Genomic DNA, 13212 nt, shown 5'->3' with positions numbered 1-13212 from the left:
CGACCATGACAGCTCCACAGTCACGACCGCGCGTCGTCGCCGCCGGATTCTGGTGTTGGGCGGCCGCTGCGGTGATGTTGGTGGCGTTCGGGCTGCTGCTGACGTTCGCGCCCGACAACCTCCCGACACTGTTCCGCGGCATGGGAGCGTTGTTCGCCGTGGCGGGCCTCGGCCTGGGCTTTCTGGCCGGCCGGGCGCGCGTCGGGCATGCCCAGTTTCGGCGCGCCGGGATCGCGCTCTCGCTGGCGATCGTGGTGCTGCTCGCCCTCTTCGCGGTCTTCAGCCGTGGGCCGATCTGGCTCCTCCCGATGATCCTGACGATGGGCGGCGCCGTGCTGATGATGCGACCTCCGGCGCAGGAGTGGTTCGACCAAGAGGCAGCGCAGTGACGGAAACCAGTACCCCGCGTCAGGTCCTGTTCTACGAGCAGGGGGCCAGCTGGTGGTGGCTTTTGGCGGGTCCCGCGGCGGGGATCGCCATGGCGCTGATTCAGCTGTCGGCCGGATACGGCATCCAGTGGCTCGTTCCCGGGATCTTCTTCGTTCTCGTCACGGGCTTTCTCGCGATCCAGGTGAAGGCGGCCCGCATCCACACTTCAGTGGAACTGACGCCGGATCAACTGCGGCAGGGCGAGGAACGGCTCAGCATCGACGAAATCGTGCGGATCTATCCCGAGCCCAGCGGCCCCGAACCGCCGAAATGGCAGTCGTCGCGCGCACTCGGTGAGCTCACGGGGGTACCCCGTGGACGCACAGGCATCGGCCTGAAGCTGACCAACGACCGCAGCGCCCAGGCGTGGGCGCGCAAGCACAAGCGCCTGCGCACCGAGCTCACCCGGCTCGTCGAGGAACGAATCCCGCCGGAGCGGACCTCGTGAGAGTCCGCGTTCGCGGAATCGTCGAACTGGTGCTCGCGCTCGTGGCGGCTGTCGGTTCCGTCCTGAGCTGGATCGCGTCGATGTCGACGGTGCAAGTGCCACCGATCATCGAAGGCGAGCCGCTGACCACGTCGCTGGTCTACAGCCCGCCGCTGCTCACGCTGTCTCTGCTCTTGGCGACGGTCGCCGGCGTGCTGGCGGTTCTGGGCGTGACGCGGCTGCGGCGAGGCTGACGCCCCGCGATCAGGCCAGCTTCTCCAACTCGTCGAGGGCGTCGCCGGTGTACACCGCGAGCCGCTGCAGGTGTGGCAGCGCGTCGCGGCATCCCACGAACCCGAAGTTCAGCATGTCGGCGTAGCTGTGCAGCGTGACGTTGAGGGCCATGCCGTGCATCGGGATGGACACCGGGTAGGTGGCTTCCAGCCGGCTGCCGTTGAGATACAGCGTCTCCTTGGGGCCGGGGACGTTACTGACGCACAGGTTGAAGGTGAACGGCAGCGGCGGCGTGATGCCGGTCATCGCGCTGGTCATCTGCAACGCCGCCGGCGCCATCAGCGCCGCGCTGTAGGTGAGCGCCTCGGTCTGCGACATGTCCTGCAGTTGCGCCTTCGTCGCCTTGGTCGCGAGGGTGATCGACTGCAGCCGCTCGAGGGGGTCGGCGATGTCGGTGCCCATGCTGACCAGGATCGTGCCGACGGAATTGCCGCCGCCGACGTCGTCCTTCGGGCGGACGTTGACCGGAAGGAAGGCGATCAGCGGCTTCTCGGGCAGCTCGTCGAGCTCGGTGAGGAAGGCGCGCAGCCCGCCCCCGATGATGGCAAGGGCGACGTCGTTGACTGTGGCGCCGTGCTTGATGCCGATGGTCTTCAGGCGCTCGAGGGGATACACCTGCGTGGCGAAGCGGCGATTACGGCTGATGTGGCCGTTGAGGATCGAGTGCGGGGCCTGCAGTGAGGTGGCGATGTGTCCGTATTCGTCGTCACCGCGAATCTGCGTGTTGTACAACGCCATTCCGACGTTGAGGAGTGACCGGGTGCTGCCGACGGCCGCGCCGAGCAGGCTGGTCAGTGGATTGCGCGACGGGCGCGCGTCGCTGCTGCGCGGCCGCGACGGCGGCGAGACGTTGAAGAACAGCGGTTGGCCACGCAGCGACGGGTCCGTCGTCATGCTGCGCTGCAGGATCTTCGTACCGGTGTAGCCGTCGACCAACGAGTGATGGATCTTCATGTAGATCGCGAAGCGGCCACCCTCGAGGCCCTCGATGAAATGCAGTTCCCACGGCGGCCGGGTGAAGTCGATGGGGTGACTGTGCAGCCGGGAGACCAGGATGCCCAACTCGCGTTCGTCGCCCGGGCTGGCCAGCGCCGACCGGCGGACGTGGTAGTCGATGTCGAACTTGTCGTCGACCACCCACGCCTGGTCCGGCCGGTACAGCATGCGCGGATGGGCCAGCTTGCGATTCCAGGGCGACACCACCTCGAGGTCGCGGGTGTCCTCGAACATCTGGCGCAGATAGTTCGGCGGCGCGTCGGATGGAGGCGTGAACGGCATCAGTGCCGCGACATGCATCATCGAGCTGGGGGTTTCGCCGTACAAGAAGAGCATGTCCTGCGGGCTGAGACGTTTACGGGTGCCACTCACCCTGTCGAGGGTAGGCCGCGGAGCGCGGTGCCGAAGCGTCATCGAAATCGCCATTTCCGCAGCCGTCGTTCTGCACTCCGGTACGTGGGCCGGGTGAGCCCCCTCACAACCGCTTGGTACAAAGTGCGGAATTTGTAACACTGTTCCACATGACTGACTTGGCAGAGAACGCCGAACAGACGCTCGATGCCCTCCCACTGGGCCCGGAATCGCTGGTCTGGCGGTATTTCGGGGACAACCGCATGTACCTGATCGGCCCGCGGCCGGCGGTGCTGCAGAACATGCTCGCCGAACTCGGCCAGGGGGTGCTGGACCATTCGGTGTTCTTCGCCGACACCGCGGCGCGCGTCAAGCGGTCACTGCCGCCGATCTTCATGACGGTCTACGGCGCCGACGACGACAACGAGGGCACCCGGGTCCGCGACTTCCATACGAGCATCAAGGGGGAGATGCCGGACGGGTCCCGCTATCACGCCCTCGATCCCGACACCTACTTCTGGGCCCACGCGACGTTCGTCGACCAGGTGCTCTACTTCGCCGACACCTTCGTCAAGCGACTGACCCGCGAGGAGAAGGAACAGATCTACCTCGAGTCCAAGACCTGGTATCGCCGCTACGGCGTCAGCGAGCGACCGATGCCCGCTGACTACGACGAGTTCGAACGCTACTGGAACCGGATGATCGACGAGATCGTGGTCGCGCATCCGACCGCGAAGTACGGCGTCGGCTACGTCACCAAGGGGTTCCCGTGCCCCAAGGGGATTCCACCACTTGTGTGGCGCGTCATCGCGCCGGCGTTCAACCCGATCGCGGCCTTCCTGACCACCGGCGGGATGCCGCCACGGACCCGCGACCTGCTCGGTCTGCCGTGGAGCGAGCGCCAAGAACGCAGATATCAGCGCTTCGCCGCGTTCTGGCGTTCCCGGCCGGTGAACTGGGTGTGGGATCATCTGCCAATGCGACTGCGTTACAACAGCTTCGCCCAGACCGGCTATGCCAGAGGCTGACGCCACGACGGGAACCATCCTCGACGCCGCCGTCGCCGAGTTCGAACAACACGGGTTCCGCCGGGTCGCGCTCGACGACGTCGCACGCCGCGCGAAGGTCAGCCGGACCACCATCTACCGGCGCTTCCGCAACAAGGACGACCTGATCGCCGCCGTCATCGAACGCGAGAATGTGGCGCTGTTCGCCGACATCGCCAACGAGCTGAAACAGGCTGGCCCGCAGTCCAATTACTACGTCGAAGCGTTCACCCTCGCGATCTTGAAGTTCCGCAGACATCGGGTGCTGGACCGGATGATCAGGGATGAGCCCGCGCTGGTCCTCGAACTGCTGGGCGCACACTATGGCGCGGCGATCGTCCGGATGGCCGAGGCGTTGCGCGTCATCTTCCCCGCCGGCTTCGCCGAGCGGATAGGCGAACAGGCGGTCAACGAGTTCGCCGACACGATCCTGCGCTACGCGGCAATGGTGCTGCTGCTGCCCAGCTCCCAACCCCTGGAGACCGCCGAAGACGTCCGCGCGTTCGCCACCCGGCACTTCCTGCCCAGCCTGCCGGTCGCACTGCGGTCGGTATTAACTGGTTAGCAAAGCTCTGTTTGATGGATCACACCAGGGGTTAGTCCCTAGACATGACCGAACAACAGCAGGGCACAGACGAACTGCAGAGCACACAGGAGCGGCGCGACGCCGAGCCGCAAACCGACGAACACCACAACGTCGTCGATGCTCCCGATCCACCGGAACCCACCGAGAAGCCGGAGATCACCGACGAGCACCGAGACAAAGCCAAGGAAATGCGCAAGGACTACGAGGAGGAGCGTCCCACGGTCACCATGCCGGGCACGGACGGCGCAGTATCGGGCACCGCGGTCAACGATTGGATTGACGATGACGGCAATCCGAAGTTCAGCGAGCAGAGGGAGGAGGGCAAGCCGTAAGGCCGCGTAGAGTTCCGGCGTGACCTCTCTCGAGCAGATCGCGCCCGCCTTCATCGAGATGGCCCACTCGATCGTGTGGGCGTCGGCCGCCACCGTCGACGCCAACGGCCATCCGCGCAGCCGAGTTCTTCACCCCATCTGGGAGTGGGACGGGACGGATCTGTTCGGGTGGATCGCGACGGTGCCGAGCCCCGTGAAAAAGGCCCACCTCGCCGTGCACCCGCAGATGTCGTTGAACTACTGGGCGCCGACCCACGACACGTGTAGCGCCGAATGCCTGGTCGAGTGGTACCTCGACGACGAGACCCGCACCGCGGTCTGGGACAAATTCGCCAACGCCCCTGCGCCGGTCGGCTACGACCCGCGAATCATTCCGCAGTGGGCCGACGGACCGACCTCCGGCGATTTCGCCGTGCTGCGGCTTGCCCCGTATCGGCTGCGGGTGATGGCCGGGACGGTCATGATGAAAGGTGAAGGTGCGCCCCTGACTTGGTCCGCAGGCTCGGGGTGATGATCGATACATGACGACCGACCTCGACGTCAGCGCCCTGCCGTTGGTGCCGAAGAACCCACTCCCGATCAGGGAGTTGGTGAAGCTGGTACGTCGACTCGATACCGGCCAGGAAGTCATCCGCGACGTCGGCGGCCCGGTCACGCGGATTCAACTCGGCCCCAAGAAACTGATGCCGCCGATCGTGGCCGTGTTCTGCCCGGAGGCGATGCGTGACGTGTTGGGACGCGGCGACGCGTCTTCTGACCGGTGCGTTGTCCACGACGAGGTGCGGAACATGGCTGGCGACAGCTTGTTCGTCCTGCCCAACGAGCAGTGGCGCCCCCGCAGGAGGGCGTTGCAACCGGTGTTCACCAAGCAAACCGTCAAGAACTTCGGCGGCCACATGTCCAGGGCGGCAAAGCAATTCGTCGACAGCTGGCCGGATGGCGGGGACGTGGACCTCGACGTCGAATGCCGCCGCGTCGCCATGCAGTCGCTCGGCCGTTCTGTGCTGGGCATCGATCTCAACGAGCGTGCCGACACGATCGCATCCTGCATGCACGTCGCGTCCTCGTACACCGCCGACCGTGCGCTGCGACCGGTGCGCGCGCCGCGATGGATGCCGACGCCCGCGCGTCGGCGCGCCCGTGCGGCGGTCGCTGGAATGCGCAAGATCACCGACGAGATGGTGCGTGCCAGCAGAGCGGACCCGACGCGGGATGCACCGCTGGTGCAGGCCCTGCTCGCGGCCAGAGACCCGGAGACCGGGCTGCCGATCTCCGATGAAGACATCTCCAACGATCTACTGATCTTCATGCTCGCCGGGCACGACACCACCGCGACGGCGCTCACCTACTCGCTCTGGGTTCTGGGACACCACCCCGACGTCCAGGATCGCGTAGCCGCCGAGGCGGCCGCGATCGGTGATCGAGAGCTGACGCCCGACGACGTGCCCAGGCTCGGATACACCGTGCAGGTACTACATGAGGCGTTGCGCCTGTGCCCGCCCGCGGCGGGGGTGGGGCGGTTGGTGACGCGCGACATCGCGGTTGCCGGGTACCGCGTGGAAGCGGGCACGCTGGTGGCCGTGGGAATCTATGCGCTGCACCATGATCCGACACTGTGGCCCAATCCCATGGAGTTCGATCCCGATCGGTTCAGCCCGGAAAACGTCAGCGCGCGGGACCGCTGGCAGTTCCTCCCGTTCCTCGGCGGCGGACGGCCGTGCATCGGCGAACACTTCGCACGGTTGGAGACGACGCTGGCGCTGGCCACCATCGTCCGGGCCCTGAGAGTCCGCTCGGTGGACCGTGACTTCTTCACCGAGGTGCCCTTCACCACGGTGGCGAAGGGGCCCATCCACGCGCGCATCGAGGTGCGGCGCTGAGCGCACTCAAACCCGGGTGAGCAGCACCGCCTGCCCGAACGGAAGTAGCGCGAAGATCGTCTGCCACCGGCTGACCACGTACTGCGCCGCCTGCGGCTTCGCCATCACGACCGGGTCGCGCAGCTCGAACGTCCGGCCGTATCGCTTCATCCGACCGCCTCCGGCCGCCGTGATGTTCTTCAGCCAGTCGCGATTCGGACCGTAGGTCAGCAGGATCGCCACGCCTTCGTCGGTCGGAAAAACCGTCAACGGGGTCCGGTACGACTTGCCCGATTTCCGGCCGGTGTGTTCGAGGATGCCCATCGTCGGCGCCCAACCGGCCCATAGCCGCTGGATCGGGTTGGTGACGTACCGATTGAACCGCGCCAGCCATTGCGGCAGTTGCATCCTCTCAGTCAAGCAGTCGAGTGCTTCATCGGCCAGGGACTTATTGGGATCGGTAGCAAGTCCCGCTTCGTCCAATTGCCGTACGCCGCCAGGCGGCGCAGGACTACGGCATTCACGGGGACCGAGATGGGTAACGCGAAATACATCGGCAGAGTCGGGGCGCTCGCGGTGGCGCTGGGTATCGGGACCGCGGTCGTCGCGTTGCCCTGGGTCGCGGTCGCTGACCCTTCGTCGGACTCGTCGTCATCATCCGATTCGTCCTCATCGTCGGATTCGGGGTCGGACGCGTCGGGGTCGTCGAGCACGCCCGGTGCGTCGTCCACATCGGAGTCGTCGTCGGCACCGTCGTCGAAGGAGCCGTCCTCGAAGGACTCTTCGAACGCAGGGTCCACACCGACGAACGACAAGAACCCTACGACGTCGGTGAGCGCTTCAGGTGGCGCCAACACCAGGGTCAATTCGTCCAAAGACGCTGAGCAGGACAAGGATTCCGACGAGAAGTCGGACGATTCCGACGAGAAGTCGGACGATTCCGACAAGAAGTCGGAAGAGTCGGCTGCGGCCTCTGAGTCGGCGAGTCCCGTCAGCGAGGAGCCCACCTACGAGGATCCCGCCGCAAGCCAGGACGTCGTCGATGACGTCGAAATCCCCGAGATCCCAGCCGAGCCGGAGCCGTCCGGGTCGGATCACATTCCCGACACCACGGTCATCGAACGCCCCGGCGCTGAGGTGGCGGACAACGACAGCCGTCCCGCAGCGCAGCCGACGTACGAGTCGCCGGTGCAGAACGAGCCCGCACCCGAGACCAAACTCGACCGAACGCCCCGGCGCTGAGGTGGCGGACAACGACAGCCGTCCCGCAGCGCAGCCGACGTACGAGTCGCCGGTGCAGAACGAGCCCGCACCCGAGACCAAACTCGACGAACCTGATGTCGACGTCCTTGAAGAGCTCGCGGTGCCCGAAATCGAATCGGCCGCGACGGTACCGGTGACGGCGATCAGCACAGAGCCTGTCCCGACGCTGGTGAGCGTTGTCGAGCCTGTGGAGGTGGCTGTGCCCGCTGCCGTCGACGAGGTGCCCGACCTGATGGCGGGAGTGTTGGCGTGGGTGGGGTTGGGTCCGGTGTCGGCGGATGCGCCGGCGTTGCCTCCGGTGGAGGCCCCTGCGTTGTGGGGGCTGCTGGAGTTCGCGCGCCGCCAGGAGCAGCAGAGCCTGTCCAACAGGGCGCCGGCCGTCGCTTACGACCCGAAAGAGAATGTCGAGCTGGCCGACGGGACGATCGTCGGCGATTTGCGTGCGATCGATCCCGACGGCGATGCGTTGACGTACACCGTCACCCAACAACCCGACCATGGCACCGTCGTGATCCACCGTGACGGCACCTTCACCTACACCCCCGACGCCGATGCCGAATCCGCTCGCCCTGAACTCGACACGTTCACCATCGACATCAGCGACGGCGTTGCGAAGAAGGTGGGCCCCGCCTTGTCGGTCAAGATCTCGCTGCACCGCCCGCCGTCGGTGTTCGACCCGTCGGCCGGCGCCGACGATATCGACCCCAGCCCAGACATAAAGGTGTTTCCTCAGGTCGTCGACACCATCGAAGTAAGTAACCCGAACGAGATGGCCATCAGTCCTGACGGCACGCGTCTATACGTGACCAACAACGGCTTCTTCACCGGCAACACCGTGACAGTGATCGACACCGAGACCAACAGTGTTGTCGCCATCATCACCGTCGGTGACGAACCGCGCGAGGTGGCGGTAAGCCCAGATGGCGCGACTGCTTACGTCGCCAACTTGGGCGGCACGGTTTCGGTCATCGACACCACGACGAACACGGTCACGGCCACAATTTCGGTGGGCGTCGTTCCCGACGGGATTGCGGTCAGCCCCGACGGTGGCACTGTCTATGTCACCCAAAATGACGGGACCGTTTCGGTCATCGACACCGCCACCCACCACCTCACGACCATTGCAGTGGGTGACAACTCACATAACCTTGCAGTCAGCCCCGACGGTGGCACTCTCTACGTCACGAACACCAACGACGACACCGTGTCGGTGATCAATACGGCCACGAACTCGGTCACCACCATCGCCGTCGGCGACGACCCGCTCGGCATAGCGGTCAGGCCGGACGGCGCCCGCGTCTACGTCGTCAACGCCAACGACGACACCGTGTCGGTGATCAATACGGCCACGAACTCGGTCACCACCATCGCCGTCGGCGACTTTCCGGTGGAAGTCACGGTCAGCGCCGATGGCGCCTACGCCTTCGTCGTCAACGCCGGCGGTGGCACCGTGTCGGTTATCAATACCGCCACCAACGTGGTCATCGGCACTATCGCCGTGGGCGACTCTCCGTTCGGGGTGGTTGTAAGCCCGGACGGCGACACGCTATACGTCGCGAACAACGGCGACGGCACCGTGTCGGTGATCGATTTGTCAGCGCTTTAGACGACGCCGTGGGTGCAGTCGCCGACCCGTTGGTCGTGCGAAGCCGTGGTGCGGCTACGGATTCGACTCTGACAGAGGTCGGTTGAGAACAGCCTGGATTTGGTTAGTGACGCACCGATGAACCGCGCCAGCTATTGCGCAGTTGCATCTCGTCACTCAAACGGTCGGGACGTCCTTATCGACCGGGGCGTTATTTGTGATCGGTAGCGGTCCCGGCTTTGTCCAATTGGTCTACGGCGCCATCCGGCGGCGCAGGACTACAGCATTCACGGAGACTGAAATGGAGAACGCGAAATACATCGGCAGAGTCGGGGCGCTCGCGGTGGCGCTGGGTATCGGTACCGCGGTCGTCGCGTTGCCCTGGGTCGCGGTCGCTGATCCTTCGTCGGACTCGTCATCGTCCGATTCATCGTCCGATTCATCGTCGTCCAATTCAGGATCGGACGCGTCGGGATCGTCGAGCTCGCCCGGTGCGTCGTCCACGTCGGAGTCAGCCGCCACATCCGCCACATCGGACGCGTCGTCGAAGGAGTCGTCGTCGAACGACTCCTCCGCTGCAGGGTCGGCATCGACGAACGACAAGAAACCCGCGACGTCGGTGAGTGCCTCTGGTGGCGCCAACACGAGAGTCGGTTCGACCAAAGACGCTGAGCAGGAGACGAACTCGGACACGAAATCCGAGGACTCCGACAAGAAGTCCGAAAGCAGCGACGAGCAGACGGACGACTCCGCTGCGTCCTCCGACGCGGCCGGCCCCACCAGCGAGGAGCCCGCTGACGAGGCGCCGGCGACCGAGGATCCCGCCTACGAGGATTTTGCCGTGAGCCAGGACGTCGTCGATGACGTCGAAATCCCCGAGATCCCAGCCGAGCCGGAGCCGTCCGGGTCGGATCACACTCCCGACACCACGGTCATCGAACGCCCCGGCGCTGAGGTGGCGGACAACGACAGCCGTCCCGCAGCGCAGCCGACGTACGAGTCGCCGGTGCAGAACGAGCCCGCACCCGAGACCAAACTCGACCGAACGCCCCGGCGCTGAGGTGGCGGACAACGACAGCCGTCCCGCAGCGCAGCCGACGTACGAGTCGCCGGTGCAGAACGAGCCCGCACCCGAGACCAAACTCGACGAACCTGATGTCGACGTCCCTGAAGAGCCCGCGCTGCGCGAAATCGAATCGGCTGTGACGGTGCCGGTGACGGCGATCAGCACTGTGCCCGACACAGCGCCGGTGAGTGTCACCGAGCCTGTGGAGGTGGCCGCGGCTCCCGTCGACGAGGTGCCCGACCTGATGGCGGGAGTGTTGGCGTGGGTCGGGTTGGGTCCGGTGTCGGCGGATGCGCCCGCGTTGCCTCCGGTGGAGGCCCCGGCGTTGTGGGGGCTGCTGGAGTTCGCGCGGCGCCAGGAGCAGCAGACGCTCTCGAACAGGGCTCCGACGATCGCCTACGACCCGAAGGAGACTGTCGAACTGGCCGACGGGACGATCTTCGGTGATCTGCGCGCGGTCGATCCCAACGGTGATCCGTTGACATTCACCGTCACCCAACAGCCCGAACACGGCACCGTCGTGGTTCACCGTGACGGCACTTTCACCTACACCCCGGATGCCGACGCCGAATCCGCCCGCCCTGAGGTCGACACCTTCACCATCGACATCAGCGACGGCCTCGCCAAGCGGGGGCAGGGTCCCGCGGTGTCTGTCACGATCACGCTGAACAAACCGCCGCAGCTGTTTGACCCGGTGACCGTCGGCGACGATATCGACCCCAGCCCAGAAGTCAAAGTGACGCCCCACGTCGTCGACACCATCGACGTCGGCGACACGCCGTTCGGGGTGGCGGTCAGCCCCGACAGCAACACCGTGTACGTGACCAACACAGAGGACGACACCGTCTCGGTGATCGACGCGGCCACCAACACCATCATTGCCACGATCGCGGTAGGCGACCAGCCTGCGGGCATAGCGGTCAGCCCCGACGGGTCCACGGTCTACGTTGCGAACGCGACCGGCGGCACCGTATCGGTGATTGACAGCGCCTCCAACACCGTCACCGCCACCGTCAACCTCGGTGTCACCGCGTACACGATGGTGGTCAGCGCCGATGGCAGCCGCGTGTATGTGGCTAACGCGTTAGAGGATTCGGTCACTGTGATCGACGCCGCGACCAACACCGTGGTGGCTACTTACATCACCGGTGACAATCCGGGGGGCCTCGCCCTCAGCGCCGACGGCTCCACCCTCTATGTCGCCAATAATTTCGCGGCCAGCGTGTCCGTTTTCGACACCGCCACAGGCGCCACCATCGACGTGATCGATGTGGGCGATGTTCCGATCTCATTGGCGCTCAGTCCCGATGGCACCCGGCTGTACGTAACCGACGACGGCCCCAGCGACACGATTTCCGTTATCGATACCGCGACCAACGCCGTCATCGCCGTCATCGACGACGCGTGGAATCCGATGGGCCTGGCCTTCTCTGCCGACGGGACCTACCTCTACGTCTCTGGTTTCGGCGCCGGGACCAATGAGGTGTCGGTGATCAACACGTCGACCAACACCATCGTCGCCACCGTCACCGTCGGTGACGGTGCATGGCAGATGGCGATGGTGCCCGACGGCGACCACCTCTACGTCGTCAATTACTTGGAAGGCACTGTCTCGGTGATAGCGCTGTAAACGGCCGTGATGACCTCCACAATTGGACTCAACCGCGCCTGCGGGCGACCGACGGAAGGAACCGTCATGAGGCGAACTCTCCTCACCGGATTGGCAACGGCTGTAACCATTTTCAGTGGATTCGGACTGGCAGCTGGAACGGCGCACGCGGACAACCAGGGCCCATATCAATGGTGCCCGGGCCAGGACATGGTGTTCTCACCGCAGACGGGCGTGACCGGACCGGGTCGTGTCTACGACGGGATGTGGGACATGAACATCTGCCACACCTGGTACTACGTCGACTACGGCAAGGGCAACGTCGCCAGCAAGCTACCTCCGCCCCCTGAATCGAATGTCTGGGACGGCCCCAATCCACCGCCGAGCGACCGGTGCTATCCGTGGTGCCTTTAATGGCGACATTAGCGAGGTTGTGATGAACGAAAACGATCCTGAACGCCGCATCGCGGAGCTGGAACGCCAATTGGCCGAGCGGAAACCCGTCGCGGTGCCCGAACCGACCAACGCCGCGTTTCCTGAGGCCTCCCGCAGCCAGGGCGCCTACCACCGAGAGGAGGTCGACGCGTTTCTCCGACGGGTCGAGGTGACGTTGCGCGATCCGGCGGCGCCAGGCGCTCTCACCCGAGCCGATATCGACAACGTGACATTCTCCAAGCCGCCGGTCGGCAGCTTCGGTTACCGCGAAGGCGACGTCGACCTGTATCTGGACCGGGTGAAACTCGAACTGGCCCGCCGTTTAAAGAGCGAGAACCTTCAGGCACCGGTCCGCTACCTGCTCTATCCGTATGGCACCTGGGACCAACAGACGCCCCGCCGTGCGATCGACGTGAGCGGGGATGCGATCCGGGTGATCGACCTCAAGACCAATGAGCTCATCGGTTCGGCGTCGTTCGGCGAGCTGACCGCCACCCGAGCGCACTACGGGGGGCTCCCGGTGTTGGTGGTGGACGGTCCGGGTCTGGACAGCATGGCCATCACACCGCACCCGTCACCGGGCGTCTGGCGCGCAAGGCCCAAGTCGAAGAAGCCCCGCTTTCTCCTCTTCGAGGAGGACTGGCTCACGCTTGTGGAGAGATTCGGGCTGGCCTCGGAGTTGGCAGACGAAGAAGTGGCGCAGAACATCGGCGAACACGTGTCCCGTTTCTTCGGCGAGGGAGACTCCCGCACTACGACCTGGCGAACGTTCGTGATGGTCGCAATCCTGGTCGGCGTGCCCTCGATCGTTTACTGGATCCCCATCGGCTTGCTGATCAGCGGCATCAGCTCGGTCCTGGCCGTCCTTTTCTGGCGGTTCAAGTGGGAATTCTGACCCGCAGGGAATGACGGCTCCTACACCCTGTAGTTGACG

The 13212-nt window shown here is 65.3% G+C and carries 18 protein-coding genes; 14 read left to right on the top strand and 4 right to left on the bottom strand.

The genetic code is table 11. The features are described from left to right. Positions 1 to 5 precede the first annotated feature (5 nt). Genes H7J93_RS02235 through H7J93_RS02225 form a run of 3 tightly spaced genes read left to right on the top strand, consistent with a single transcriptional unit; the run spans position 6 to position 1110 of the window. The gene (locus H7J93_RS02235; RefSeq protein ID WP_267304650.1) at positions 6 to 389 is read left to right on the top strand and encodes a hypothetical protein; all 384 of its coding nucleotides are present in this window, start codon (positions 6 to 8) and stop codon (positions 387 to 389) included. Beyond that, positions 386 to 877: a transport-regulating membrane protein Mce1N gene (gene mce1N, locus H7J93_RS02230; RefSeq protein ID WP_267304649.1), complete on the top strand. Its 492-nt coding sequence runs from the start codon at positions 386 to 388 to the stop codon at positions 875 to 877. Before H7J93_RS02235 ends, mce1N begins: the two co-directional genes overlap by 4 nt. After that, positions 874 to 1110 (top strand): hypothetical protein, encoded by a 237-nt coding sequence (locus H7J93_RS02225; protein WP_267304648.1) that lies wholly within the window; start codon positions 874 to 876, stop codon positions 1108 to 1110. The genes mce1N and H7J93_RS02225 overlap by 4 nt, the downstream gene beginning before the upstream one ends. 10 nt (positions 1111 to 1120) lie before the next feature. Here the strand turns inward: H7J93_RS02225 and H7J93_RS02220 are convergent, their stop codons facing one another. Next, complete coding sequence (locus H7J93_RS02220) at positions 1121 to 2518, bottom strand: WS/DGAT/MGAT family O-acyltransferase (protein ID WP_267304647.1); 1398 nt, start codon at positions 2516 to 2518, stop codon at positions 1121 to 1123. A gap of 149 nt (positions 2519 to 2667) precedes the next feature. On the opposite strand from H7J93_RS02220, the gene H7J93_RS02215 reads away from it, so the two are divergent. The 5 genes from H7J93_RS02215 to H7J93_RS02195 are packed head-to-tail and all read left to right on the top strand — an operon-like array spanning position 2668 to position 6341. Further along, complete coding sequence (locus tag H7J93_RS02215) at positions 2668 to 3525, top strand: oxygenase MpaB family protein (RefSeq protein ID WP_267304646.1); 858 nt, start codon at positions 2668 to 2670, stop codon at positions 3523 to 3525. After that, positions 3512 to 4108 (top strand): TetR/AcrR family transcriptional regulator, encoded by a 597-nt coding sequence (locus H7J93_RS02210; RefSeq protein WP_267304645.1) that lies wholly within the window; start codon positions 3512 to 3514, stop codon positions 4106 to 4108. Before H7J93_RS02215 ends, H7J93_RS02210 begins: the two co-directional genes overlap by 14 nt. 44 nt (positions 4109 to 4152) lie before the next feature. Next, positions 4153 to 4461 (top strand): hypothetical protein, encoded by a 309-nt coding sequence (locus H7J93_RS02205; RefSeq protein WP_267304644.1) that lies wholly within the window; start codon positions 4153 to 4155, stop codon positions 4459 to 4461. A gap of 19 nt (positions 4462 to 4480) precedes the next feature. Further along, positions 4481 to 4972: a pyridoxamine 5'-phosphate oxidase family protein gene (locus H7J93_RS02200; protein ID WP_267304643.1), complete on the top strand. Its 492-nt coding sequence runs from the start codon at positions 4481 to 4483 to the stop codon at positions 4970 to 4972. Positions 4973 to 4982: 10 nt separating this feature from the next. Next, a complete protein-coding gene (locus tag H7J93_RS02195) occupies positions 4983 to 6341 on the top strand; it encodes a cytochrome P450 (protein ID WP_267304642.1) in 1359 nt (452 codons plus the stop codon). 6 nt (positions 6342 to 6347) lie between these two features. Here the strand turns inward: H7J93_RS02195 and H7J93_RS02190 are convergent, their stop codons facing one another. Together H7J93_RS02190 and H7J93_RS02185 are read right to left on the bottom strand one after the other, a co-directional pair. Beyond that, entirely contained in the window at positions 6348 to 6728 is a 381-nt protein-coding gene (locus H7J93_RS02190; RefSeq protein WP_267304641.1) for a nitroreductase family deazaflavin-dependent oxidoreductase, read from the bottom strand. A gap of 8 nt (positions 6729 to 6736) precedes the next feature. Beyond that, complete coding sequence (locus H7J93_RS02185; protein ID WP_267304640.1) at positions 6737 to 7177, bottom strand: hypothetical protein; 441 nt, start codon at positions 7175 to 7177, stop codon at positions 6737 to 6739. On the opposite strand from H7J93_RS02185, the gene H7J93_RS02180 reads away from it, so the two are divergent. After that, on the top strand, positions 7152 to 7562 hold the full coding sequence (locus H7J93_RS02180; protein WP_267304639.1) for a hypothetical protein: 411 nt from the start codon (positions 7152 to 7154) through the stop codon (positions 7560 to 7562). The genes H7J93_RS02185 and H7J93_RS02180 overlap by 26 nt on opposite strands. 1 nt (position 7563) lies before the next feature. Further along, the gene (locus H7J93_RS02175; protein ID WP_267304638.1) at positions 7564 to 9189 is read left to right on the top strand and encodes a beta-propeller fold lactonase family protein; all 1626 of its coding nucleotides are present in this window, start codon (positions 7564 to 7566) and stop codon (positions 9187 to 9189) included. 231 nt (positions 9190 to 9420) lie between these two features. Here H7J93_RS02175 and H7J93_RS02170 read toward each other — a convergent pair whose 3' ends face one another. Further along, positions 9421 to 9810: a hypothetical protein gene (locus tag H7J93_RS02170; protein ID WP_267304637.1), complete on the bottom strand. Its 390-nt coding sequence runs from the start codon at positions 9808 to 9810 to the stop codon at positions 9421 to 9423. Here H7J93_RS02170 and H7J93_RS02165 point away from each other — a divergent pair. From H7J93_RS02165 to H7J93_RS02150, 4 genes are all read left to right on the top strand, one after another. Then, positions 9788 to 10228: a hypothetical protein gene (locus tag H7J93_RS02165; RefSeq protein ID WP_267304636.1), complete on the top strand. Its 441-nt coding sequence runs from the start codon at positions 9788 to 9790 to the stop codon at positions 10226 to 10228. The genes H7J93_RS02170 and H7J93_RS02165 overlap by 23 nt on opposite strands. 1 nt (position 10229) lies before the next feature. Then, positions 10230 to 11864, top strand: coding sequence for a YVTN family beta-propeller repeat protein (locus H7J93_RS02160; protein ID WP_267304635.1), 1635 nt, complete (start codon positions 10230 to 10232; stop codon positions 11862 to 11864). Between the two features lie 66 nt (positions 11865 to 11930). After that, the gene (locus H7J93_RS02155) at positions 11931 to 12257 is read left to right on the top strand and encodes a hypothetical protein (RefSeq protein ID WP_267304634.1); all 327 of its coding nucleotides are present in this window, start codon (positions 11931 to 11933) and stop codon (positions 12255 to 12257) included. 22 nt (positions 12258 to 12279) lie between these two features. Then, positions 12280 to 13173, top strand: coding sequence for a DivIVA domain-containing protein (locus tag H7J93_RS02150; RefSeq protein WP_267304633.1), 894 nt, complete (start codon positions 12280 to 12282; stop codon positions 13171 to 13173). Positions 13174 to 13212 lie beyond the last annotated feature (39 nt).

It is taken from the genome of Mycobacterium barrassiae, from assembly GCF_025822765.1.
Lineage (GTDB): Bacteria > Actinomycetota > Actinomycetes > Mycobacteriales > Mycobacteriaceae > Mycobacterium > Mycobacterium barrassiae.
This window is presented reverse-complemented; position numbering and strand designations above follow the sequence as displayed.

Bases quoted from the DNA above. Each gene is read 5' to 3' on its own strand.
- H7J93_RS02235 (WP_267304650.1), top strand. From the start codon at position 6: ATGACAGCTCCACAGTCACGACCGCGCGTCGTCGCCGCCGGATTCTGG.
- H7J93_RS02215 (WP_267304646.1), top strand. From the start codon at position 2,668: ATGACTGACTTGGCAGAGAACGCCGAACAGACGCTCGATGCCCTCCCA.
- H7J93_RS02210 (WP_267304645.1), top strand. From the start codon at position 3,512: ATGCCAGAGGCTGACGCCACGACGGGAACCATCCTCGACGCCGCCGTC.
- H7J93_RS02205 (WP_267304644.1), top strand. From the start codon at position 4,153: ATGACCGAACAACAGCAGGGCACAGACGAACTGCAGAGCACACAGGAG.
- H7J93_RS02195 (WP_267304642.1), top strand. From the start codon at position 4,983: ATGACGACCGACCTCGACGTCAGCGCCCTGCCGTTGGTGCCGAAGAAC.
- H7J93_RS02190 (WP_267304641.1), bottom strand. From the start codon at position 6,728: ATGCAACTGCCGCAATGGCTGGCGCGGTTCAATCGGTACGTCACCAAC.
- H7J93_RS02155 (WP_267304634.1), top strand. From the start codon at position 11,931: ATGAGGCGAACTCTCCTCACCGGATTGGCAACGGCTGTAACCATTTTC.
- H7J93_RS02150 (WP_267304633.1), top strand. From the start codon at position 12,280: ATGAACGAAAACGATCCTGAACGCCGCATCGCGGAGCTGGAACGCCAA.